This is a genomic window from uncultured Arcticibacterium sp. (assembly GCF_964021845.1).
Classification (GTDB): domain Bacteria; phylum Bacteroidota; class Bacteroidia; order Cytophagales; family Spirosomataceae; genus Arcticibacterium.
The window spans coordinates 286,644-311,458 of sequence record NZ_CAXHZC010000001.1 but is presented as its reverse complement, the minus strand read 5'-3'; the positions used below and the strand labels follow the sequence as shown (position 1 = coordinate 311,458).

Here is a 24,815-nt window from a genome sequence, read left to right as displayed (position 1 = left end):
ATGAGCGAAGTCATTTTCAGACCAGCCATTTTAGAAGATTTGGAAACCCTGAAAGGTTTTGAACAAGGTATCATCAAGGCAGAGCGACCTTTTAATAGCACCCTAAAAGAAGGAGATATTAGCTATTATGACTTAGGTGAGCTAATTAAAGCTGAAGATGCGGAAGTGATAGTAGGAACTATTGACAATGAGGTGGTTTGCTCGGCGAGTGTTATCATTAGAGATGCTAAGCCATACTTCAAACATGAAAAATATGCCTACCTCGGTTTCATGTTTGTCAAACCAGAATTTAGAGGAAGGGGAATTAATAAAGGCATTATAGCGGAGTTGAAAAACTGGGCAAAAGCTCATGGTATTACGGAGACTAGGCTCACCGTTTACACCGAAAACGAAGCTGCTATAAAAGCCTATGAAAAAGCAGGTTTTGAGAAACTCATTGTAGAAATGAGACTCGGCCTGGACTAAAAATTATATTATATGAAATTACTAGTAATTGGAGCCGGAAATATGGGTTTGACTTATGCCAAAGCCATTAACGATTTCGGGATTTTAGGAGACGACAAAATCATGATTCTGGACAAAAGCCCAGAAAAATTGGCTGAGCTAAGAGCCGATGGTGTTTTTGAAGTTTTTGAAGAATTAACCGACTGCGTTCCACAAGCTCAAATGATAATGGTGGCCGTAAAGCCACAGCATAAAGATGGGCTTTTTGAGGAAATGAAGCCACTTGTCAAATCAGATACGCTTATTATATCTGTAATGGCTGGTGTGACCATTGATAGTATGCAAAACGCATTGGGTTTAGAAAAAGTAGTGAGGGCTATGCCAAATCTTCCTGCACAGCTTGGTTTGGGTATGACTACCTTTTTCGCTGCCACTGCAGTTTCTGAAACAGAACAAGAGCTAATGGGAAAACTATTAGGCTCTACCGGGAAATCTTTAAAACTGGACAAAGAAGACGATATCAATACCTCTACGGCCATTCACGGAAGTGGACCTGCTTATATTTTCTATTTCATGCAAGCCATGATGGACGCCGCAGAGCATTACGGTTATGACGAGGCTACCGCAAAACTCTTAGTTACTCAGACTTTTGAAGGTGCTGTACAGCAATACAAAGAAGGCAACTTTACCCCTACCGAATGGATGGATAGAGTAGCATCAAAAGGTGGAACCACCCGTGCAGCTCTGAATAAGTTTGATGATGAAAACGTAAGAGAAGGTATTAAGAAAGGTGCTATCGCTTGTTATGATAGGGCTATTGAGCTGAGTAAGATTTAGAATTCAGACTATAGACTTAAACGAAAAAACATGGTTCCTTTTGGAGACCATGTTTTTTTATGCTGTACCTTCTGAGCGAAATCTATCTAATTTATTTTGTAAATTTATAAGAAAATCGTAGTCAAATATGAAAACTTATAAATCTGAAATTAGCTGGTCACTTGCTGTTCCTCTTGCCCTCATTTTACTTGGCTCGCTTATTATGACTATAATGGGTCAAAATTGGCCAACTATTCTAATCATGCTGCTTACATGTGCCTTTGTGTTTCACTTGTACGCAAGCACTTCTTACCGAATTACAGAGAATAACCTGATTGTCAAATCTGGGTTTATTGTAAACATCAATATCCCAATTGGCAGCATAAAATCTATTAAACCAAGTAAAAGTATATTAAGCTCCCCTGCCCTTTCACTCGATAGAATAGAGGTGTCGTATGGCAAATTTGATTCTGTTTTGATTTCGCCGAAGGAACGCTCTGCTTTCATAGCAGAACTTAAGAAAATCAATCCAGAAATTGATATTTCATTAGCGGCTTAAAAGTTAATCGTTCCCAGTATTTTTAGCTCTAAACGCTTCCAGTGACTTTAGAATGTGATTTCGCATATGAACCTCCGCCTTTTCAGCATCTTTTTCTTCCATGGCCGTAATAATAGCCAAATGCTCTTTGAGCGTTTGTTCTGGCTTGCGTAAAAGACCAGCCTGAAAAGCCTTTAAATGTACATTGCTAAGCATTTCTAACTGTGCTATTACCTTGTTGCCACTCCATTCTAGAATGTAGGCATGAAACTTCCTATCAGCCTCCGCATAGATTTCAGAATCAATATTTTCATTCCCAACAAATGGCTCAAAACAGGCTTTTAGTTTCTGTATTTGCGAAGCATCAATATGCTCCGTCGTAAGTTTGGCAGACAAACCTTCCAATACCGCTCTACATTCAAAAATATCAATCAGCTCGTCAATGTCAATTGATTTGACAAACATACCACGCCTTGGAATACTTTCCACCAGCATTTCATTTTGCAAACGCTGCAAAACTTTAAGCAATGGACTCCTGCTTATTCCTAATTGTGCTGAAATTTTCTCTTGAATAATTTTCTCCCCAGGTTTTAACCTTTGGTCAAAAATCATCTGTTTCACCTCTGAATATATACGGTCTACTAGTTCTAAGTGCTCCACGCTAAAAGGTTCTATTTCTATTTAAGGATGCAAATTACATCTTTTCAAAAAATATCAAATTGTATTTTGAATTCAAAACGCAAAAACATAGGTTTGTCACATGATATCCCGAAAGGATAGCATCTTCTTAAGTTCTTAATGTCAAATTAAATAATGAAAAATTACAAAATAGCAGCTGTTAATGGTGACGGTATTGGCAACGAAATAGTACCTGCAGGCATGGAGTTATTGCAAGCCGTGGCTCAAAAGCACGGTTTTACCATCACTTCAGACACGTATCACTTTGGGGCAGAGCACTATCAAAAACATGGTTGTTTCTTACCTGAAGATGGTTTAGAGACCATGAAAAAGTACGACGCCATTTATTTTGGAGCGGTTGGGCTTCCAGAAGTTGACGATACGCTTCCTTTTAAATTGTTTACTAATTACATCAGAACGCAGTTCAAACAATACGTAAATCTAAGACCCGTTCACCTTTGGGATGGCATTGCCAGTCCTTTGGCAAATAAAGGAAAAGAGGATATTGATTTTGTAATTATTCGTGAGAATAACGAAGGGGAGTTTGTACAAAGTGGGCGTCAAATGTATCCAGATAGTCCAGAAGGTTTTGCTACTGACACCAGCATGTTTACCAGAGCAGGTACCACAAGGGTAGCACATTATGCCTTCAAACTAGCTCAAAAAAGAAGGAAACACTTAACCAATGTAACGAAATCCAATACGCTGATTAATTCTCTTGCTTACTGGGACAGAATTATTGAAGAAGTGGCAAAAGAGTACCCTGATGTAGAATACAGAAAAATGTATGTAGATAACGCTTCTGCAAGTTTTGTACTGCATCCTGAATACTTTGATGTAATACTTACCACCAATATGATCGGGGATATTTTATCTGACTTGGGTGGTGCCATTATGGGAAGTTTAGGCTTAGGTGGCTCGGGAAACATAAACCCTGAAGGTGATTTCCCTTCTATGTTTGAGCCTATTCATGGTTCTGCTCCAGATATTGCCGGTCAAAACATTGCTAACCCAATTGGTCAGTTTTGGTCCGCGGCTTTGATGCTTGAGCATTTAGGAGAAAACAAGGCCGCAGCAGATTTAATGAAAGCCGTACATAAAATGACAGCATCTGGTTTAAAAACAAAAGATTTAGGAGGCGACTCTTCTACGCAAGAAATGACAAAAGCCACCATAGCTGCTTTAAACGCATAGATGTTTGACCTAAGCAAATATATTATCCATGACCTCACGCATACATTTGATGAGAAAATAGCGGGTTATTCAGACCAACCTGCTCGCACCCTCTCTGCTAATGGATGGAATGCAAAAACCCTTAGCATCTATTCTCATGCTGGTACGCATATGGATGCTCCCTTTCACTTTGGTGTGAGCGAACATACCATTGACCAGTATAGCCCTGATGAGTTTATGGGTAAGGCGTGGATAATTGATGTTTCGGTCACAAAGCCAAAACAATTAATTCTTTTGGAAGATGTCATCAGTCAGTTAAGTAATTTCCAAAACGGAGATAGTTTGCTTATTCGAACTGATTGGTCGAAAATGTATGAAGACTCCAATTTCAAACCAGACTTGCCTAGAATAAGTGAAGAATTGGCGAATTGGTGCGTTAAGCACAAAGTAAAAATGCTAGGCGTAGAGCCCTTATCTGTTGCAGATGTGGAAGACCTTGCCGAAGTCACCAAAATCCATCAAATATTATTAGGTGGCTATGTCACCATTATTGAAGGCCTGAATAAGTTAGACAGTATCAAATCGGAAAGTGTTTTTTTAATTGCATTGCCCTTAAAAATCAAAAACGGAGACGGTGCTCCAGCCAGAGTTATCGCTTTTGAAGAAAGATAAATTGGAACAAAACGTACTTACATATCATCAACTTACTGAAGGCCTTAAGGCTTCTCATTTTTCTTATTCAAAAGAAGAATTAAGTACAAAAGTGCATGAGGCTTTTGATGCTATCATAGTTTTAGACGATGACCCTACTGGCACCCAGACGGTTCATGACATTCCGGTATTGACAGAATGGTCTGAAACACTATTAGCAAACGAACTTTTAAACGACACAAAGCTTTTCTACATTCTGACCAATTCTAGAGCTTTAAATGCTGAAAAGGCTGAAATACTTGGTTTAGAAATAGCTAGAAATATAAAGAATGTACAAGAAGACCTTAACAAAAACTGCCTTGTAATCAGTCGCTCTGATAGCACTTTAAGAGGGCACTACCCTCTAGAAATAAACGTTTTAAGTCAGGTATTTCAAAAGGAAAAAGGTGTTCATTTTATAGTTCCTGCGTTTTTTGAAGGAGGAAGATACACCATTGACAATGTCCATTATGTACGTGAAGGCGAGCAAATGATACCTGCAGCAAATACGCCTTTTGCTCAAGACAAAGTCTTTGGTTTTAAATCTAGCAACCTTAAAGATTGGATAAAAGAAAAGTATAATTCGGAAATAGAAGACACGCAAATACACACTATTTCTCTGGATGAATTACAAAACGTATCAAGCGGCCAAACCATAAAGAAAATTAATCAATTTCAGTCTGGCGATGTCTGTATTATAAATGCTGCCTCTTATGATGACCTTAATCAAGCCATCTATTGCATATTTTCATCCAATGTTTATCCATTCTTTAGGTCTGCGGCCTCGTTAATTGCAGCTTTAGCTAGCCAAAAACCTAAATTAATATCGAATAAAGACTTGCCTTTAGAATCCAAAAATGGCGGTTTAACTGTTTTGGGCTCTTACGTGCCAAAATCAACAAGTCAACTAGCTCATGTTTTGGCAAACGTTAAAATAGAATCAATTGAAATTGACATTGAAGCTCTATTGAACAATACTGGAAAAGGTTCTCAAGATTTTGCGGAGCAAATTGACAATCTTATTTCAGTAGGTAAAGATGTTATTTTATACACCAGTCGTAAACTAATAAGCTCCACTGAAAAAGAAGCCAATCTGAATATTGGCTCTATAGTATCTACTTTTTTAACAGATATAGTAGCTGCACTAAAAGTTACGCCAAAGTACGTGATAGGGAAAGGTGGAATCACTTCAAGCGACTTGGCAACAAAAAGTCTTGGATTAAAACGAGCAATGGTTATGGGTCAAATGATTCCAGGAGTGCCCGTTTGGAAGACATTTGAGGGAAGCAAGTTTCCGTACATGCCATTTATAGTTTACCCAGGAAACGTAGGAGATGAAACTGGACTTAGTCAAGTTATTGAAATATTAAAAGCGTAAGCATGAAATTTAAAGGAAGGCATTATGTGGTGGTTGGGATGTTTGTTTTATCCCTCCTTTTGTACATTGACCGTGTATGCATTTCTGTGGCAAAAGACGCCATAGGGACAGACCTTGGCTTAAGCGACAAAACCATGGGCTGGGTACTATCTTCCTTTGCTCTAGGTTATGCTCTTTTCCAAATTCCATCTGGCAGGCTCGCTGACCGACATGGCCCTAGATTAGTCTTAACCAGTATAGTTTCTATTTGGTCTATTTTTACCGCTTTCACTGGTGCGGCTTGGAATGCCGTTTCATTATTAAGTGTAAGGTTCTTATTTGGAGCTGGCGAAGCTGGTGCATTCCCTAGCATGTCTAGAGCGGTTTTTTCTTGGATACCATTAAAAGAAAGAGGTTTGGTTTTGGGACTAAATTTCTCAGGCTCACGAATTGGTGCCGCATTTGCCCTGCCTTTAGTAGCATGGCTTATTACCTCTTACGGCTGGCGAAACGCATTTGTTATTTTAGGTGTGGTGGGTATAGCGTGGGCTGTTTTATGGTGGATGGCCTTTCGCGATTTACCGGAAGAACATGCAAAAATTAGCGATGCCGAAAAGACCGAAATTTTAACGGGACGCCAGCAAGTAGATGAAAGCGTATCGTCAAAAGTACCTTTAAAAGAGCTATTAAAATCGAAGAACATGAAAATTGCAATAGTGCAGTATTTCAGTAGCAACTTCACTAATTTCTTTGCTCTTACATGGCTCTTCCCTTATCTAAAAGAAACCTATTCACTAAACACAATGGAAGCGGGCTGGTGTGCCATAGCTCCATTTATAGCTGGTGCATTTGGCAACTGGATAGCCGGTGCAGCTATTGACCGAATTTATTCAAAAGGAAACTGGAATAAATCACGGAGCCTACCAGCCATCATCGGTTTTGGAATGGCAGCTGTCGGCCTTATTGGATGTAGTTTTATGACCACTCCCCTCTCTGCCGTAATTATGCTAAGTATAGCCATTTTAGGTGTAGATATGACCATTTCACCATCTTGGGCACTCTGTGTAGATATTGGCAAAAAAAGCTCAGGAGCGGCATCTGCCACTATGAATATGGCGGGAAACATTGGCTCATTTCTTACTGCTCTTGCATTCCCGTATTTGGCAGCATGGACGGGCTCATCAGACTCTTTCTTTTACATAGCAGCCATTTTAAATGTAATAGCCATGTATTTATGGTCAAAAACCAAAGCTGACCAAGGTTTGGCTTATTAAAGTAATTAAGATTAATGACACGTTTTAAAGTAGTATGTGTGGGTGCAGGGTATTTTTCAAAATACCACGTAGAGGCATGGAAGAGAATGCCAGAGGTAGAACTTGTGGCTATCTGTGACCTAGACATCTCAAAGGCTCAGAGCTTGGCGGACCAATTTGATGTAAAGCAAGTTTTCGCCTCAACCGCGGAGCTTTATGAGAATATATCCTTTGATATTTTAGATATCATTACACCCCCTGCCACCCATTTAAGTCTGTGTATGGAAGCCTCGGCTAAAGGAAAACACATCATCTGTCAGAAACCTTTATCGCCTAGTTTTTCAGAATCTGAACAGCTGATTTCTGCCATGAATGCATCTAAAACTAAATTCATGATTCATGAAAATTTCAGGTTTCAGCCTTGGTATAGAAAGATAAAAGAGCTTTTAGAGCAAAACGCCATTGGGAGCGAGATTTTCTCTATCAATCATAGAATGCGTTTGGGTGATGGCTGGACAAAAAACGCCTATGCGGAAAGACAGCCTTATTTTAGAAATATGCCAAAGCTACTAATTCATGAAACTGGCATTCACTTTGTAGACGTTTTTAGGTTTCTAATTGGCGACATCAAAAGCGTTTATTCTAGACTAAGGAAGCTTAATAAAAACATTGCTGGGGAAGACAGCGGTCTTATTCTTTTCGACTTTGAGAATGGCTGCCAAGGTGTTTTTGACGGAAACCGCTACAATGAATCCAACAGCGAAAATCCAAGATATACTTTTGGCGAAATGCTAATTGACGGGAATGAAGGTTCTATTCGTCTGGAATTAGACGGCTCCATTTACCTAAAAAAGCTAGGGCAAGATGAAACCCAAATAGCCTATAAACATGAAGACAAAAACTTCTCTTCTGACTGTGTTTACGCTACTCAAAAGCATTTTATAGACTGCCTTATATCTGGCAATGACTTTGAAACCAATGCCAATGATTATTTGAAAAACCTTCAAGTGCAAGAAGCCATTTATCTAAGTGCAGAGAAAAGAAAAGAAATTGACCTATAAATATAATTATTCAACCAAATCAAAAGAACCCTAAAAATGAAACTAATATATCTAATATTCTTATTTGGCACATTTGCCAATCAAAAAGCCGATTACATAGAAGTAGAAGCTGAAAACTTCAAAACTCAAACTAACAACGAACTTCGTCAGTGGACCAAAATAGAAGATGAAAGCGATATAGCTCTTTCTGCAAGTGGTGGAGCCTATATGAAGTTATTACCAGATACTAGAGTAACCCATGATGATAAACTTATACATGGTGTTAACTTTAGTCCAGAGCCAGGCCTTTCCGTCTTGTCTTATGATGTCAACATCAAAAAAGCGGGTAAGTATTATGTATGGGTAAAGGCGTATTCGTCTGGCAGTGAAGACAATGGGCTCCATGTTGGCATAGACGGCACATGGCCCGAAACTGGCAAAAGAATGCAATGGTGCGAAGGTAAAAACCAATGGACCTGGGCCAGCAAACAAAGAACACAAGAAACCCACTGCGGCGAACCTGAACTAATATTCCTAGATATAAAGAAACCAGGGAAACATACCATCCAATTTTCTATGAGAGAAGATGGTTTTGCTTTTGATAAGTTTGCTTTAACAAGCCAATATCAAGAACCAGTGAACTAATTAAAATAACTTTAATATCAATTATCTCCCAACCCAATTAATATAAAAATCGATGAAAAAATTACTTTTATTACTTCTTCTTCCAATAGCCTTCTTCTCCTGTGCAGACAGCAAAAAGAGCACTAAAGTTAGTATTACGGGAAACCAGTTTTTAATCAATGACGAACTCACCTATAAAGGCAGGGAGTGGGAAGGTCAAAAAATAGAAGGACTACTCTTTAATTCTAGAATGGTGCAGGGGATTTTTGATGATACCAATCCTGAAACGCAGGATAATTTTGTTTACCCAGATACCAAAACATGGGATGCCGACAGAAATACAAATGAGTTTATTGCAGCTATGTCTGATTGGAAAGCTCATGGTTTATCAGCCTTTACACTAAATCTTCAGGGAGGAAGCCCCTTAGGATATGGAAACAAGGGTTGGATAAACACCACTTTTGATTCAAAAGGTGAACTAAAAGCAGATTACATGGCGAGACTAGAGCGTATTCTGAACAAGGCTGATGAACTAAATATGGTAGTAATTCTTGGTTATTTCTACTTTGGTCAAGACCAGTTCTTAGATGATGAGGCTGCCGTAATAAACGCTGTGGACAATATTACCAAATGGATTCTGGAACACGGTTACACAAACATCCTAGTAGAACTAAACAATGAGAGTAACATTCAATACGACCATGAAATACTTAAAGTGGCACGTGTACATGAACTTATAAAACGCGTGCAAGACACCGAAATAAACGGAAATAGATTATTAGTTAGTACTAGTTTTGGCGGTGGAACTGTACCAAGTCAAAAAGTCGCCGATGTGTCTGACTTTATTCTGATTCATGGTAACGGTGTGAAAACACAAACTAAAATGCTAAGCTTTATTGAAAGGGTAAAAGACGTGGTTAAAACGCCTAAGCCTATTGTCATAAACGAAGACGACCATTTTAATTTCGAGTCTGACACCTGCAATTTTGTTACCGCTACTAAACAGTACGTGTCTTGGGGTTATTTTGATTTCAGAATGAAAGACGAAGGTTTTGAAAATGGCTTCCAAAGTGTACCTGTAGACTGGGCTATTTCATCGGAAAGAAAGAAATCATTCTTCAATAAAATGAAAGAAATTACGCAGGAGTAAACGCACTCTTCTGCATTCAAAAAGGTGATTTAGGTTTTACCTAGGTTGCCTTTTTTGTGTTAAACGTTTCCCATGTTTCTATATTATGAGTCTATAATTGTCTAAGCTTGCCTGATAGAACGTATATTGTTAAAATATTTATACCTAAACCAGAAATATGAAATTAATATCTTTACTATTTACACTAATATTTGTCAGCACCGTAGTCATGGCTCAAACCTATAACATTTCCGCTACTATCAACGGGGCAAATGAGGTTCCGGCGGTTGAAACGGAAGGTTCGGGTACTTTGACAGGGACTTATGACTCTAGCACAAATCAAATTACAATAACCGTCCCGTACTCAAATTTAACAGGAACGCTTACAGCCTCGCATTTACACAAGGCTCCAGCAGGTACAAATGGTGCAGTTATCATTAATCTTGCTCCTACCACAGGAAGCAGCTCAGGAACTATTTCTGGCACATTTACGGTAGATGAAATGGATGAACCAGACCTTATAGCTGGAAATGTATACATCAACTTACACTCTACAACGAATGGTGGCGGTGAAATTAGAGGTCAATTAGCATTAACGCTACCTCCTCCTGCTGCCAGTAAAGAGCTAGAAGTAGCGTCTGGCGATTTTTTTGTAAAAGATAGCACAAGAGGTGTAATACTAAAATCACCAAATGGCTCTTGCTTTAGAATACAAATAAGTGATGCAGGAATACTAATTGCCACATCATTAGATTGTCCTTAAAAAACGGAATTGACATAAAAGCTTTCCAAATCAGTGGATTAAATATCATTCAATTTAATCCACTTTTTTTATTCAAATATCAAAATCACAAAAGCTGAAACATGATTTCGCTTATGATGATAATCCACACCGTATTATAAAACCTTTCAGGTAAATTGCAGTAAAGTCTTCATATTGTGAGTGATTTATTAATTCATTAAGCCTTCTTATAGCCTCTATGAAACCATTTTTATTCTCCTTTCTATCACTAATAATACTATTCGGCTGTACTGAAACAAACGAAAAACAGAAAAACGTGGCCATGTGTGCTCCCGTAGTGACCGACAGCGACTGGTACACTTCGGATAATAAAGCACCACTCTTTGAGGGAATGGGTGATTTAAGTTTCCCTATTTCTACGAACAATGAACTAGCCCAACAGTATTTCAATCAAGGTTTAGTACTTGCCTATGGCTTCAATCATGCCGAAGCTGCTCGCTCCTTCTATTATGCTTCAAAACTTGATAGCACGGCGGCCATGACTCATTGGGGTTTTGCTTATGTCTTAGGACCAAACTATAATGCTGGCATGGAGCCCGACAACTATGAAAGAGCTTATTTGGCTATTCAAAAGGCTAAAGCACTTATAAATCTACAAACACCTCAAAAAGAAACTGACCTAATAAATGCTCTTGCCAAAAGATATGTAGCCTCTCCTGTGGATGACAGAAGCCAATTTGATAAGGCATATTCTATCGCCATGGATTCTCTCTACCTTAAATATCCAAACGATGCCGATATAGCTAGCCTCTATGCTGAATCTGTCCTAGACTTACACCCTTGGGACTTGTGGACTCCTTCTGGAAACCCACAAGAATGGACAATTAATATTTTAGCCGCCTTAAAAAATGCTTTAAAAATTGACCCAAAACACCCTGGAGCACATCATTTTTATATTCATACTCTAGAAGCTTCTCCTAATCCAGAAAACGCCCTTGAAAGTGCCAATTTTTTTGACGACGGTTTGGTACCAAATGCTGGCCATTTGGTACATATGCCTTCTCATATTTACATTAGAACTGGCGATTACCATAAAGGAACGCTCTCTAATATTCAGGCCATCGCAGTAGACAGTAGTTATGTTACCGCCTGCCATGCACAAGGAGCATATCCTCTTTCTTATTTCCCACACAATCAACACTTCATGGCAGCTACGGCCACTTTAGAAGGAAATAGTAAAATGGCTATATATGCTGCCGATGCAGTGGCAGCAAATGCCAATCTCCTGCTCATGAAAGAACCGGGCTGGGGAACCATTCAGCATTATTATACTATTCCCTACTACGTTTATGTCAAATTTGGAAAATGGGATAAAATACTAAAATTGACGAATAAGGCGGAAGGTTTAAACTACCCTAAAGCAATAGAACATTATGCCAAAGGAATGGCATATTTAGGTAAAGGCAAAAACTCAAAAGCTAGAGAAGAACTAAACGCTTTGAACAAAATTGCCAGCCTAGAAAGCCTAAAAGAAATCACCATTTGGGACATTAACACAGTATATGATTTAGTAAAGGTAGCTCAGAATGTACTCCATGGTGAGTTACTTAACAAGCAAGGTCATTTTAAAGAGAGTATTGAACACTTCAGCAAAGCCGTCATTATTGAAGACAACTTAAACTATAATGAACCACCTGATTGGTTTTTCTCTGTGAGACATCATTTGGGAGCTGTGCAAATAGAGGCGGGAATGTATAATGAAGCCGTAGCTACCTACAAGGAAGATTTAAAGCGTTTACCAAAAAATGGCTGGGCATTAAATGGTCTTACCTCCGCCTATGAAAACCTTAAAGACGAAGAGGCAGCTTTAGCTACAAAGAAAAAGTTTCAGAAGGCTTGGGCTACGGCGGATGTTGAATTAAAAGCTTCTTTAGCAAGGTAAATCAATTTAAAGTCGCCTCCATAACCTTAATTTTTAACCGTAATTTCGCCTTTCAATAGAAAAACGAATGAGCGAAGTAGAAAAGTTAAGTCAAAAGCAAATTGACGAGTGTTTGGCAGTTTTACAAAACCTTAATGCCAATACCAGTCAAATTATTGACATTCCAGAAGAAAAGCGACTAGCACTAATAAAAGCTGCTGGACTCTTTGCTTTGCCTGATAAGGAAGAACTTTCTAGGCGTAAAAAGGAAGCAAAAAAACTCTATAAAAAACGATTAAAACAGAAAGACAAAGAAGCCAGAAAAACGACTGGAATTCGGTCTGCAAGAGAAGCTAGTGTCTTCATTGCTCCTAAAATGATAGCCCTTACGGGTAAAGAAACAGAGCAAATAAAACTGGATACACCTAGACAATGCTACGTCTGCAAAGAGTCATTTGACACCCTCCACCATTTTTATGACACCATGTGTCCTGACTGTGGTGATTTCAACTATGCTAAACGTTTTCAAACAGCGGACCTTACAGGACAGTTTGCTCTGGTTACAGGTTCTCGCTTAAAAATCGGCTATCATATCACGCTTATTATGCTTCGTGCCGGTGCCACTGTAATAGCCACCACACGTTTTCCCGTGGACTCCGCTATGCGTTTTGCTAAAGAGCCTGATTTTGCTGAATGGGGCGATAGATTGAAAATCCATGGGCTTGACCTTAGGCATATTCCTAGCGTAGAGATATTCTGTAATTTCATAGAACAGCGTTATTCGCGACTAGATATTTTAATAAATAATGCTGCCCAAACCGTCAGAAGACCAGCAGGCTTTTACCATCACATGATGGCAAACGAAGCCTTGCCTACTGCTGAACTCCCGCTTTTAGCTCAAAAACTACTTTCAGACCATAATGATTGTTTAAGTGAATTGAGAACGTTAAGCAGTACTTTCTCTGATAAAGAGCAAAAGAACTTACCCGTAAGTTGGCATGGAAAACAATTAGGAATTGGTTTGAGTGCATCTGCTCAGCTTTCGCAAATTCCCTACAGTATAGATGATACTTTACCTACGGAAGAGGTATTTCCTGTCGGTCAATTAGATGCTGATTTACAACAAGTGGATTTAAGAACAACCAACAGCTGGCGACTCAAACTTGGTGAAATTCACACCAATGAAATGTTGGAGGTTCAGTTGGTGAATTCTGTGGCTCCTTTTGTCCTATGTAACCGTTTGGTGAATATCATGAAAAAGGAAAACACAGGCATGAAACACATTATCAATGTCTCTGCCATGGAAGGTAAATTTCACAAATGGCATAAAGAAGACAGGCATCCACATACCAACATGGCAAAAGCGGCACTGAACATGATGACGCTTACTTCCTCGTCAGATTTTGCTAAATATGGTATTTACACAAACGCCGTTGACACTGGCTGGGTAACTGACGAAGACCCTGCACTCTTAGCCAAGAGAAAGCAAGACTTACATGATTTTCAACCTCCGCTAGATATAGTTGATGGTGCTGCCAGAGTATTAGACCCACTCTTTGATGGTATAAATACTGGAAAACACTGGTGCGGGAAGTTTCTGAAAGACTATAAGCCGACCGACTGGTAAAACTAGTATTACAAAAACAGTTTTACTCTCTTTCTTAGGAGTCTCATTTGCTTATAGAAGAAAGTCTAGGACGGGATTAAAACAACAATTCCATATATTGGCGGCTAAATTATTCAAACCCCGTTTATATGAAAAAAGTCTGCTTGATAGCTTTAAGCATTTTAGGTTTTGTTTTTAACTCCTTTGCTCAAGACCTTTTCCCAGATGGTACAGAAATTCCTGCCTGGTTTCATGATTACTCCAAAGTGCAATTAGCCGATTTAGGCAAAACTTTCACAATTACAGATTTTGGTGCAAAAAACGATAGCACCGAACTTCAAACAGCTATTATTCAGAAAACCATAGACCAAGCTCACAAAGAAGGTGGTGGCGTAATCATCATACCTAAAGGAACTTACCTAAGTGGAGCTTTATTTTTCAAGGCTAACACTCACCTGCACGTAGTAGAAGGTGGAAAGCTAAAGGGCTCTGATGACATTAGCCATTACCCCAAAATTCCATCTAGAATGGAAGGGCAAAACCTAGATTATTTTGCGGCTCTAGTAAATGCTTATAATGTAGATGGCTTTACTATTTCTGGGCATGGCACCATAGACGGAAATGGTCTTAAATTTTGGGAGGCTTTTTGGCAAAGAAGAAAAGAAAATCCTCAATGCACCAACCTTGAAGTCTCAAGGCCACGCTTAGTTTTTGTATGGAACAGTGATAATGTTCAAGTACAAGATGTGCGACTTCAAAACGCTGGATTTTGGAGCAGTCACTATTATCAGTGTAATTATGTCAAGGTTTTAGATGTTCATATTTCTTCACCGCATGAACCCGTTAAAGCTCCCAGTACAGATGCAATTGACTTAGATATTTGCTCTAATGTGCTCGTGAAAGGCTGTTACATGGCGGTAAATGATGATGCCATTGCTCTGAAAGGAGGAAAAGGACCATGGGCAGACTTGGTGCCAAACAATGGAGGAAATAGCAATATAATTATTGAAGACTGTGAATTTGGTTTCTGTCATGGTGCTTTAACCTGTGGCAGCGAGTCTATTCATAACAGGAATATTGTGATGAGAAACTGTAAAGTAGACCAAGCTGTAAGATTACTTTGGCTTAAAATGAGACCAGATACCCCACAGCGTTATGAATATATAACGGTAGAAAACATCAAAGGACAAGCTAGAAGCCTAATCTATGTAAAACCATGGACTCAATTTTTTGACCTGAAAGGCAGAGCCGAAGTGCCACTTTCTTTTTCTGACCATATCACCATGAGAAACATTAAACTTGATTGTGATATTTTCTTTGATGTGGCTATCACAGAACATGATAAGCTATCAAATTTCACTTTTGAAAACATGAAAGTCAAAACTAAGAATGCCTCTTTTGACCAAAGTATTATTGACGGTTTAACCGTCAATAACCTTTTAGTCAATGGAGAAAACATAAAGTAAAAACCTATAAAAATCACTCCTCTGGCTTAGGAGGAGTGGTTTTTGATTTCAATCTTTTAGCATCTTTTAAGGCCTTATTAATTATCCATTCTAGCTGTCCGTTCACACTACGAAATTCGTCATCAGCCCACCTTTCAATCTGCTTGAAAGTTTCTGGTTCTACTCTTAAAACGAATGTCTTTTTCTTACTCATGCATCTAGCTTAGTTCAAGGAGCCCGTGTTTATCACCGGTGTCGCTTCTTTATCTCCACATAAAACCACCATTAAATTACTCACCATAGTAGCTTTTCTATCATCATCAAAATCTATAATACCATCATGGCTTAACTTCTCTAAAGCGTCTTCCACCATACCTACAGCACCTTCCACTATTTTCTTTCTAGCTGCCACTATAGCCACAGCCTGCTGTCTTTTTAACATGGAGCTTGCTATTTCTGGTGCGTAAGCTAAATAGCCAATTCTTGCCTCCATCACCTCTATTCCAGCCATTTCTAGCCTTTCAGTAATTTCGTTTTCTAGGGCGTCATTAACCTCGGTCATGCCAGATAGTAAAGTGATTTCTGCATCATTTGCCTCAAAATTATCATAAGGAAAAGAGCCCGCCAATTTTCTAACGGCTGCATCAGTCTGCACTCTTACAAATTCCTCATAATGGTCTACATCAAAAGCGGCCTTATAGGTATCTTTTACCTTCCATACCAAAATCACATTGATAAGAATTGGGTTTCCGACCTTGTCATTAACTTTTACTCTTTCACTATCAAAGTTTCTTGCTCTGAGCGATATTTTTTGTCTTGTAAAAAATGGATTAGCCCAAAAGAAACCATTAGCCTTCACGGTGCCTTTATATTCACCAAATAGCACCATCACCTTGGAGCTATTCGGATTGACCGTAAAAAAACCTTTAATAATTAGTGGAACCAATATTACCAACACCAATACCGCAGGGTGCTTTAAAGAAATAAACGCCACAGCAATAAGCACAAGTAGGGCAAACAGAATACCGATAAATACATAGCCATTAAATGGCTTCAAGTTTTGTTCTTTTGTCATTGTAATATCATTTTGATATCACAATGATAGTGAAAAATAATTTCATAGAACGAAAAAAATGATGAACGGTAAAAGTGTATCTAAAACGATTTTCTACTAACTTTAACAAACCCAAACAATACCCTATGAAAACAATACTTAGCCTGTGTGGCATAATTTTACTAATGGCTTGCGAGAAGGAGTCTACAACCTCACTTTTTAATGGCAAAACCTTTGATGGCTGGGAAGGCGACACTTTGAACACTTGGCGAATAGAGAATGGTGCAATTATTGGCGGTAGCTTAGATGAAACCGTCCCAAATAATGAGTTTTTATGTACCACAAATGAGTACGACAATTTCCATTTGAAACTCAAAATAAAACTCACGGGAGAAGAAGGCTTTATCAATTCTGGAATTCAATTCAGAAGTAAAAGACTCCAAGACCCTGCTTATGAAATGACTGGCTACCAAGCCGACTATGGCGATAAATACTGGGTAAGTCTTTACGACGAATCTAGAAGAAATGTAACCCTGATAGCTCCAGACTCCACAGAAGTACTTTCATGGATAAAAATGAATGACTGGAACGACTATGAAATAAAAGCTGAAGGGAAACGAATCAGGCTTTACATTAATGGTCACGAGTCGATAGACTACACCGAAGAAGACGACACCATTCCACAGTCCGGCTTAATAGGTTTGCAAATTCACGGAGGAGGAAAAGCAGAAGCCGCTTTTAAGGATATTTATATTGAGAGACTTTGATTTGTTGGCTGTCTGGTGATAGATGTCCGGTGCTTGATGTTTGGTTTAGGACAATGTGCATAAAAAATCAATATTCGGTATAAAGCCCTACACTGTTTGAACATTGTCAAAAGGCTCGATTTATGATATTATAAAACAACTGGAAAGGCTTAAGTCTTTTGATTATGTGAGTTTGTAGGGTGATGTTTTTTCTGGTTCGTCTTTTTTCAAAAAAAGATGAATGCCCGTCTGGCAAGACAGCCAAGAATAAGAATTCTCTTTAGCTTGCAAAACACGTAAAGCTATCTAATTCAAAGAAAATAAAACTTTATATATTAAGTAGCCAGAATATATTCAACCCTATAAAATGAAAAAACTAATCCTCTTATTCTCCCTTTTCCTACTAATCCCAAAACTACACGCTCAGTCAAACAAAGTAGACCGCGACTACTTTTTAGAAGCCTCCATGCTAGGCTACTTTGCTAAAGACGGCACCAGAAACCCAACGTTAAAAGCAAACGAAGGAGATGTGGTACGTATTACTATCACCAATGCTGAAACCATGACCCATGACATTGCCATGGAAAAACTAGGCATTAAAAGTAGCACTTTAAACGAAAAAGGAAGTAGCACCAGCATCACTTTCACGGCAGTAGAAAACGACACTTATTTCTGTACAGTGCCTGGCCATAAAGCAGCAGGAATGGTAGGGAAGTTTGAAGTAGTAGAAGGAAGCCTGAAACAAGCAATTATCGCAGGAATTTATCCAACAAAAGATGGGAAACCGCTGAATCTAAACTTTGAAACTGGTACTCTAAAAGATTGGACAGCGGAAGGTGCAGCCTTTAAAGAACCCATATTCTCTCAAAACACTTCAGGAATCTATGAAGAAGACAAGGCTCTTAGTGCCGAAGGCAAATACTTTATAAGCAGCGGTGGTTCAAAGCATCACGATTTAAAAGGCACTTTAACTTCTACCTCATTTCTAATTACTGAGCCTTATGCTGCTTTTAGCATTTCAGGAGGTGCATTGGCAGACACACGGGTAGAACTAGTATTGAAAGATAATGACGAAATAATCTTTAGTTCAACAGGACAAGGCCGCTCAAACTTGCAGCCTGTGGTTGTGGATTTACGGTCTTACTTTAGAGAAGAAATGTTTATCAGAATTATTGATAATGAAACGGGCGTATCGCCTATCTCTTACATAGGAAAAGACAAATGGGCTCATATCAACTTTGACAATTTCCTATTTTATTCAGAGCGACCAAGCTTCCCGAATGAACTAAACCAAGAGGACATTATAGTCATGCCTCCGCTTGACCCTATCCTTAATTCTGGTCTGTCAGGACAGGAAGCTGTTAAGGCCATGACTATTCCGGAAGGTTTTGCCATAAAGCTGGCTGCATCAGAGCCAGATGTTATCAGACCTATTTGTTTTACGATTGACCCTAAAGGAAGACTATGGGTGGTGGAAGCTCACACCTACCCTACTCCCGCCCCAAAAGGTGAAGGGAAAGACAGGATTTTGATATTAGAAGATACCGATGGCGATGGTACACTAGATAAAAAGAAAATCTTCATGGACGGTCTAAACTTGGTCAGTGGTATTGAAATTGGCATGGGAGGTCTTTGGTTAGGAGCTGCCCCTAATTTTCTTTTTGTACCAGTAGATTTTGAAACAGATAAACCCACTGAACCTCCACAAGTATTATTAGATGGCTGGGGAACACAAGACACCCATGAAGTGCTAAACAGTTTCCATTGGGGACCAGATGGTTGGCTTTATGGTACTCATGGCCTTTTTACACATTCTGAAGTTGGAAAACCAAACACACCAAAGGCCGACCGAATCAAAATTAACGGAGGTGTATGGCGGTATCATCCTACGCGTCATGAGTTTGAGGTATTTGCTCATGGCACTAGTAATCCATGGGGATTAGATTTCAATAATTACGGACATCCATTTATTACGGTCTGTGTTATTCCGCACATGTTTCATGTTATTCAAGGAGCCAGGTATCAGCGACAGGCTCACACTCATTTTAACCCTTACACCTATGACGACATCAAAACCATAGGCGACCATGTGCATTATTTGGGTGATAGAGGCCCTCATGCTGGTAATTTCAGGTCGGCAGCTGCTGGTGGTGGCCATGCTCACTCTGGAGCTATGATATATTTAGGCGGCAGTAATTGGCCTGAAAAGTATCATAATAACATCTTCATGAATAATATTAATGGTGCCAAAATGAATGTGGATGAACTCCGCAGGAATGGCTCTGGCTATTTGGCTTCGCATCAAAAAGACTTTATCACCATGAATGATTCTTGGTCGCAGTGGCTGAATTTTAAGTATGATGCCAGCGGCTCTGTTTGGGCCATAGACTGGTACGACCAAAACCAATGTCACAGCCCAAACCCTGATGTGCACGACAAGAGTTTAGGAAGGATTTTCAAAATTGCTTACGAAGGCGACCAATGGGTGCAAGTGGATTTGTCTAAAGCTACCGACATGGAACTGGTAAACTATCAATTACACGAAAACGAATGGTATGTAAGAACTGCCCGTACGCTTTTACAAGAGCGAGGCGGAAGCCCGGAGGTGCACGCCGCTTTGAAGGAGATTCTTAAAACCAATCCTGATATAAGCAGAAAGCTAAGAGCCTTATGGACGCTTCATGTAACTGATGGAATTTCGGAAGAAGAATTAAATGCTTTGCTAACGCACAAAGATGAAAACCTCAGAAGTTGGGCTATCCAGCTCTTAACAGAGCAAAAAACAGTTTCCGTAACCACTTTAGAGCTTTTTGAAAATATAGCTAAGAAAGACGAATCACCCTTGGTACGACTTTATCTTACATCTGCTATGATGCGACTAGCCCCTGAAGAAAGATGGAAAGCAATGGAAATACTTATTCAAAAAGAACAAGATGCCGACGACCATAACCTACCCTTAATGTACTGGTACTGTATAGAACCTTTGGCAGAATTAGATGCTAGTAAAGCATTAGATTTGTCCGAAAAAGCCAAAGTGCCAAACCTCCTAAAGTATATGATAAAACGCGTGGCTGCTATGAATAGCACCACCTCCAAACAAGTTCTTAAAAACCTTTATGAAAAATGGACAAAATCTGATTCTCATCAGCACCATGCTGAGATGATGTTGATGAAAGAGCTATTGAATTAAATAAAAACTGGCTAACTTGTTAGCCATACTCTAAACCAATTACAAAATGTCAAAAAGCCTTATCATTCTATTTCTTTGTTCTTTAAGTTTAAATGTTCTTGCACAAGAGCAAGACTTTAAATGGCCTGAAGGAAAACAAATGGCAATTAGCCTTACTTGGGATGATGCCAGACCAAGCCAAGTGCAAATAGGAACGGCTATTTTAAATGAGTACGACACCAAAGCCACGTTCTATGTTTTGCCTGGCCCTGTATATGATGAATTAGGCGGCTGGAAACAAGCAGTTAAAGACGGTCACGAAATAGGAAACCATAGTTATAACCATCCTTGTTCTGGTAATTTCTTATGGGCACGTAAAAATGCCTTAGAAGGTTATAGTGAAGAAAAAATGGAATTAGAACTAGAAGCTGCCAATGAAAAACTGTTTCAAATGTTAGGCGTTACACCCACGCAATTCGCATACCCTTGTGGTCAAACATTTATAAATCGTGGAACAGAAACAGAAAGCTATGTACCCATTATCTCGAGAAATTTCGAATCCGGCAGAACATGGCTTGATGAAGTAGCAAACGACCCAGCCTTTTGCGACCTAGCTCAACTAACAGGTGTAGAAATGGACGGAAAAAGTTTTAAGGAGATACTAGCCTTGATAGAAACCGCCAGAATGGATGGACTTTGGTTGGTACTAGCAGGTCACGAAATCAACAAAGACGGCCCTCAAACCACAAGAACCAAAACCCTAGAAAAGCTCCTACAATACCTCAACGAAACTCCTGAAATATGGGTAGCACCTGTAGGTGAGATTACGGAGTATGTTAGGGGGAATAGGGAGTTGGAGTGATTGGGAAGCAACTGTCTGCACTATGATTAAGTTGATTAAATGATTAACGAGAAATATAAATATTCTGATTTAACATCTAAGATTATTGGCTGTGCCATGAGTGTTCATAGTGCCTTGGGAAATGGTTTTCAAGAAGTGATTTACCAAAGAGCTTTACAAATAGAATTTGCGGATAATGGCATCCGTTTTAGCCGAGAACATGAAATGCCTATTTTCTACAAACAACAACATATTGGAACTAGGCGAGTGGACTTCTTAGTGGAAGATGTCATTTCTGTTGAACTTAAAGCTGTAACTAAAACAGAAGACGTTCACTTAGCTCAAGCCATAAACTATTTAGAAGCCTATGTTTTGGAAGTTGGTCTTTCATTAAACTTTGGTACAAAAAGTTTAGAATTCAAAAGACTAATCAATTCCAAATTCAAACAAGCGGCACAACGAAAAATCAGGTAAATCCAATAATCAAAAAAATCAGAGGTTAAGACTATTCTCGGCGAATCTGCTTACCAACAAACAAAAAAGCCTCTGAAATTAATCAGAGGCTCAATTAAAAACTTCAGAGCTCAGCTCTTCTACTTATTCCCCTGAAGGTAAGTCACTAAAGAAGCTAATTCTTCATAAGAAAGGGAGTTCGCTAAGCCAGCTGGCATCATGGAATTTTCCATTTCTTCACGACTTTTGATATTGTCTTTAGCTACTTTGGTAGCATTTCCGGCTATATCTCTAATGGTTAACTCATCAGCAGATTCTGCCGTTACAAAACCCATATAAGAGCCGCCATCTTTAGTTTCAATCATGAAAGATGCAAAACCCTGCGAAATAGACGCATTTGGTTTTAAGATGGACTCTGTAATCTGGTCACGATTCATGATAGAGCCTATCTGCCCCATAAACGGTCCTTTCATCACTTGTCCTTTTTCTACACTGTGGCAAGCTATACAGCCTTGGCTTAAGAATAATGCTTTCCCTTTTGACGCGTCACCTTTAATCTCTCCCATGGCCAGTATCACATCTTCTATTGATGCCTCTCCTACTTGGCCTTTCTTGTTTTTGATAGCGTTAAAATCTACTTTGTTTACTACTTCTTCTGCTTCTTCTACCACAGCCGTTCCTAAGGCAGCTATGCCCATTCTGTTGCGGTCGTTTAACCAAGCATAGAAATCTGCTTTTGATTCACCAGCGGCTTCCATTTCTTTTAATAAGAAGGCTTCTATAGCCTCTGAACCTTCCCAAGTAATGCCTTTATAATATGGCCCGTGCGTATCTGGTCTGGTACTCCACCACCAGCTTCCGTCATAAGGAGCTTCAATATTATAAAGTCTGGCAAGCGTGCTTAACACGGCCTCTTTATCTTCCGCATCATCATAAGCGGCAATTAAACCATCTACAACTTTGGTGTCATGCATGTATTTCAAAGCCCATAAAGCTAGTTTCGGATTGCTATCAAGAGCTTCCAAAGTTTCATCAACGGCATTTAGATTCACCAAAGTTCGTACTGCTAAATGAGGCAGCACAATCTCCGAATTTGGTGTAGCATGTGGCCCTTCCGTACCTGTTTCTGGTATTTTAGCAGATGCTGGCACCTGAATTTCTAATAAGGTTTCAGCTGCTTCTTCCTTTCCTAATCTACCCAAGGCTATAATTGCAGTAGCTTTTACACGAGGATTTGCGTCTTCCACCGCGTCTATAAATGGTTTGACTGGCACAGCATCCAAACAGGTTTTTCTATCTGCCAAAGCACGTAAAGCAAACTCACGCATCTTATCTTCCTCACTTAATTTCAATAATTCTGCTACACCGTCACCACAAGCAGCCTGAGCATAAGTATAAAGTCCTGCCACACGTACTTGTAAGGATAACGTTTTATCAATTGCTACTTTTAAAGCAGCTGCGGCTGCCTCAGCAAGTGGTCTTTTTAATAAAGCCTGCTGAGCATGAAAACGCGTTACGGAGTTTCCTGCTTTTAACAGCTCCGCCAACTCTGCTACAGAAGCAGCTTTCAAATCTGGGAAAGCTTCATATTGCCAATCTTTAGGAACTACTTTTACTACATATCCAATATCAGGATTCCCCTTATAACCTGCTCCGTCCCATGCGGCTAAAAACATTCTTCCTGAGCCATCCACGTCTACATCAGAAATTTGCGAAAGCTTAATAAACTCTTCGTCGGCCTGTGTGAAAGTTGGGCCATCCATAGTAACTCTGTGAATGTAAAGCTGGCTTTTACCCCAGTCTGCCATCATTGGCACATGATTATATTCTGCTGGCCACCGGTCATCATCCATAAAATAACTTCCTGTACCAGACCCTCCTCCTAAATCTTTAAGAGCAGGAATAATCTCGTCTGTAAAGTTTTTGAATAAGGTAGGATAACCAAATTCGGCACTTTGCAGGTAGTGAATAAAACGAATGTTCCAGCCACCGCCATCGTTAGTATTTCCTCGGGTATAAATATTCATAAATGGGTCAATAGCCACATCATAAATATTACGTGTTCCGTGAGCGTAAACCTCCATTTCTGTACCGTCAGGTCTTACACGCACTATTCCACCACCAAGCATGGTCATTTTTTTACCCGTAGCATCTTCTGCTTGGTAGAAACCAAAATCGCCAACTGCCACATAAATCCAACCGTCAATTCCCATTCGAATTCCGTTGGTAGCATGGTCTGTTCCTCTGCTTCTTAATGATTCTGGCGAACAAATATTTTTTATGAGAGGTTTTGATGGGCCATCGGCTACGCCATCTTGGTCTTTATCTTCAAAAACTACTAAATCCATTCTAGCGGCTTCTCCAGTAGTTTCGTCAAAAACAGTATGAAGTACGAAAACCTCATCTCCCACGGCCATAATACCTCTTGGGTTATCTGCTTTCGCAAATTCTATATGCTGCTCGTAAGTGCCGTCGTTGTCAGCATCAATTAGTTTTACGATACTTCCTTTTCCTGGCTCTTTTCCTAAAGAACCCATCATATCAACACCCACAAAAACTTCACCTGTAGGCAGCACCGCTAAACAGGCTGGGCTAGGAACCACATCTGGTCCTGCTATATTTTCCATCACCAAAGCCGTGCTATCAGGCTCAAAAGTATTAGGGTCAAAACTGGCTGGTGTGAAATATTCGGTCAGTTCCTGTACATCAGCAGTTTGATTTTTTGAACAGGAGAACAAAGCCAAAAGGCTAAAAAGGGCTAAATAGTTTTTAAACATTGTAAGAGGGTATTTGCTAAAGCATTTAATTTAAATCAAAGATAAAACTATTGGTGCATAGGTTTTAATGGTTCAAAGCCATAGGAAAAGAAAAGTAAGGCCTTAACATTCCAAAAATCTACTAAATAGTTAAAAAACAACATGATACAGGCAAGTGCAAACGATTGCCTACAGAAAGCAAGGCACTAGGTCGATGTTTTAAGTACTTTGGAAAATATAGGACAGTTAAGTATGAAAATTAAATTACATTAGTCTTTCTATAATTCAACCCTTATTAAAATGATACCTAAAAGCCTAATTATATGCGGCATAGCCACTT

Annotated in this window: 22 protein-coding genes; 18 read left to right on the top strand and 4 right to left on the bottom strand. The window is 39.3% G+C overall.

The window, feature by feature from the left end; translation table 11 throughout:
- From AADJ06_RS01225 to AADJ06_RS01215, 3 genes are all read left to right on the top strand, one after another.
- The gene (locus AADJ06_RS01225) at nt 1-465 is read left to right on the top strand and encodes a GNAT family N-acetyltransferase (RefSeq protein ID WP_341224567.1); all 465 of its coding nucleotides are present in this window, start codon (nt 1-3) and stop codon (nt 463-465) included.
- A gap of 12 nt (nt 466-477) precedes the next feature.
- A complete protein-coding gene (gene proC / locus AADJ06_RS01220; protein ID WP_341224566.1) occupies nt 478-1,281 on the top strand; it encodes a pyrroline-5-carboxylate reductase in 804 nt (267 codons plus the stop codon).
- 127 nt (nt 1,282-1,408) lie between these two features.
- Nucleotides 1,409-1,819 carry a PH domain-containing protein gene (locus tag AADJ06_RS01215; protein ID WP_341224565.1) on the top strand — a complete coding sequence of 137 codons (411 nt, stop codon included), beginning with the start codon at nt 1,409-1,411 and terminating at the stop codon, nt 1,817-1,819.
- A gap of 3 nt (nt 1,820-1,822) precedes the next feature.
- Here the strand turns inward: AADJ06_RS01215 and AADJ06_RS01210 are convergent, their stop codons facing one another.
- Nucleotides 1,823-2,458: a GntR family transcriptional regulator gene (locus tag AADJ06_RS01210; protein WP_341224564.1), complete on the bottom strand. Its 636-nt coding sequence runs from the start codon at nt 2,456-2,458 to the stop codon at nt 1,823-1,825.
- A 153-nt stretch (nt 2,459-2,611) separates the two neighbouring features.
- Here AADJ06_RS01210 and AADJ06_RS01205 point away from each other — a divergent pair, with 153 nt between their 5' ends.
- The 11 genes from AADJ06_RS01205 (at nt 2,612) to AADJ06_RS01155 (ending at nt 15,477) form a co-directional block, all read left to right on the top strand.
- Nucleotides 2,612-3,670 (top strand): tartrate dehydrogenase, encoded by a 1,059-nt coding sequence (locus AADJ06_RS01205; protein ID WP_341224563.1) that lies wholly within the window; start codon nt 2,612-2,614, stop codon nt 3,668-3,670.
- Nucleotides 3,671-4,321: a cyclase family protein gene (locus AADJ06_RS01200; protein ID WP_341224562.1), complete on the top strand. Its 651-nt coding sequence runs from the start codon at nt 3,671-3,673 to the stop codon at nt 4,319-4,321. It abuts the gene before it with no gap.
- Complete coding sequence (locus tag AADJ06_RS01195) at nt 4,308-5,717, top strand: four-carbon acid sugar kinase family protein (protein ID WP_341224561.1); 1,410 nt, start codon at nt 4,308-4,310, stop codon at nt 5,715-5,717. The genes AADJ06_RS01200 and AADJ06_RS01195 overlap by 14 nt, the downstream gene beginning before the upstream one ends.
- Before the next feature lie 2 nt (nt 5,718-5,719).
- The gene (locus AADJ06_RS01190; RefSeq protein ID WP_341224560.1) at nt 5,720-6,970 is read left to right on the top strand and encodes an MFS transporter; all 1,251 of its coding nucleotides are present in this window, start codon (nt 5,720-5,722) and stop codon (nt 6,968-6,970) included.
- A gap of 14 nt (nt 6,971-6,984) precedes the next feature.
- Nucleotides 6,985-8,010, top strand: coding sequence for a Gfo/Idh/MocA family oxidoreductase (locus AADJ06_RS01185; protein ID WP_341224559.1), 1,026 nt, complete (start codon nt 6,985-6,987; stop codon nt 8,008-8,010).
- Nucleotides 8,011-8,046: 36 nt separating this feature from the next.
- Entirely contained in the window at nt 8,047-8,634 is a 588-nt protein-coding gene (locus AADJ06_RS01180; protein WP_341224558.1) for a hypothetical protein, read from the top strand.
- Nucleotides 8,635-8,686: 52 nt separating this feature from the next.
- Nucleotides 8,687-9,763 carry a hypothetical protein gene (locus tag AADJ06_RS01175; RefSeq protein WP_341224557.1) on the top strand — a complete coding sequence of 359 codons (1,077 nt, stop codon included), beginning with the start codon at nt 8,687-8,689 and terminating at the stop codon, nt 9,761-9,763.
- Nucleotides 9,764-9,920: 157 nt separating this feature from the next.
- Nucleotides 9,921-10,505 (top strand): CHRD domain-containing protein, encoded by a 585-nt coding sequence (locus AADJ06_RS01170; RefSeq protein WP_341224556.1) that lies wholly within the window; start codon nt 9,921-9,923, stop codon nt 10,503-10,505.
- 217 nt (nt 10,506-10,722) lie between these two features.
- Nucleotides 10,723-12,426 (top strand): hypothetical protein, encoded by a 1,704-nt coding sequence (locus AADJ06_RS01165; protein WP_341224555.1) that lies wholly within the window; start codon nt 10,723-10,725, stop codon nt 12,424-12,426.
- Between the two features lie 67 nt (nt 12,427-12,493).
- Nucleotides 12,494-14,032 carry an SDR family oxidoreductase gene (locus AADJ06_RS01160; RefSeq protein ID WP_341224554.1) on the top strand — a complete coding sequence of 513 codons (1,539 nt, stop codon included), beginning with the start codon at nt 12,494-12,496 and terminating at the stop codon, nt 14,030-14,032.
- A gap of 128 nt (nt 14,033-14,160) precedes the next feature.
- Nucleotides 14,161-15,477, top strand: a complete 1,317-nt coding sequence (locus AADJ06_RS01155) for a glycosyl hydrolase family 28 protein (protein ID WP_341224553.1) — start codon at nt 14,161-14,163, stop codon at nt 15,475-15,477.
- A gap of 13 nt (nt 15,478-15,490) precedes the next feature.
- Here the strand turns inward: AADJ06_RS01155 and AADJ06_RS01150 are convergent, their stop codons facing one another.
- Nucleotides 15,491-15,670, bottom strand: a complete 180-nt coding sequence (locus tag AADJ06_RS01150) for an Arc family DNA binding domain-containing protein (RefSeq protein ID WP_341224552.1) — start codon at nt 15,668-15,670, stop codon at nt 15,491-15,493.
- A 9-nt stretch (nt 15,671-15,679) separates the two neighbouring features.
- On the bottom strand, nt 15,680-16,531 hold the full coding sequence (locus AADJ06_RS01145; RefSeq protein ID WP_341224551.1) for an SPFH domain-containing protein: 852 nt from the start codon (nt 16,529-16,531) through the stop codon (nt 15,680-15,682).
- Nucleotides 16,532-16,656: 125 nt separating this feature from the next.
- Between AADJ06_RS01145 and AADJ06_RS01140 the strand changes: the two genes are divergently transcribed.
- The 4 genes from AADJ06_RS01140 to AADJ06_RS01125 all read left to right on the top strand — a co-directional run bounded on the left by AADJ06_RS01140 (nt 16,657) and on the right by AADJ06_RS01125 (nt 21,740).
- Nucleotides 16,657-17,277, top strand: a complete 621-nt coding sequence (locus AADJ06_RS01140) for a DUF1080 domain-containing protein (protein ID WP_341224550.1) — start codon at nt 16,657-16,659, stop codon at nt 17,275-17,277.
- A 346-nt stretch (nt 17,278-17,623) separates the two neighbouring features.
- Nucleotides 17,624-20,446 carry a PVC-type heme-binding CxxCH protein gene (locus AADJ06_RS01135; protein WP_341224549.1) on the top strand — a complete coding sequence of 941 codons (2,823 nt, stop codon included), beginning with the start codon at nt 17,624-17,626 and terminating at the stop codon, nt 20,444-20,446.
- A 46-nt stretch (nt 20,447-20,492) separates the two neighbouring features.
- Nucleotides 20,493-21,287 (top strand): polysaccharide deacetylase family protein, encoded by a 795-nt coding sequence (locus AADJ06_RS01130; protein ID WP_341224548.1) that lies wholly within the window; start codon nt 20,493-20,495, stop codon nt 21,285-21,287.
- Between the two features lie 39 nt (nt 21,288-21,326).
- Nucleotides 21,327-21,740, top strand: a complete 414-nt coding sequence (locus tag AADJ06_RS01125; protein WP_341224547.1) for a GxxExxY protein — start codon at nt 21,327-21,329, stop codon at nt 21,738-21,740.
- 119 nt (nt 21,741-21,859) lie between these two features.
- Here the strand turns inward: AADJ06_RS01125 and AADJ06_RS01120 are convergent, their stop codons facing one another.
- Complete coding sequence (locus tag AADJ06_RS01120; protein ID WP_341224546.1) at nt 21,860-24,496, bottom strand: HEAT repeat domain-containing protein; 2,637 nt, start codon at nt 24,494-24,496, stop codon at nt 21,860-21,862.
- Nucleotides 24,497-24,815: the final 319 nt, after the last annotated feature.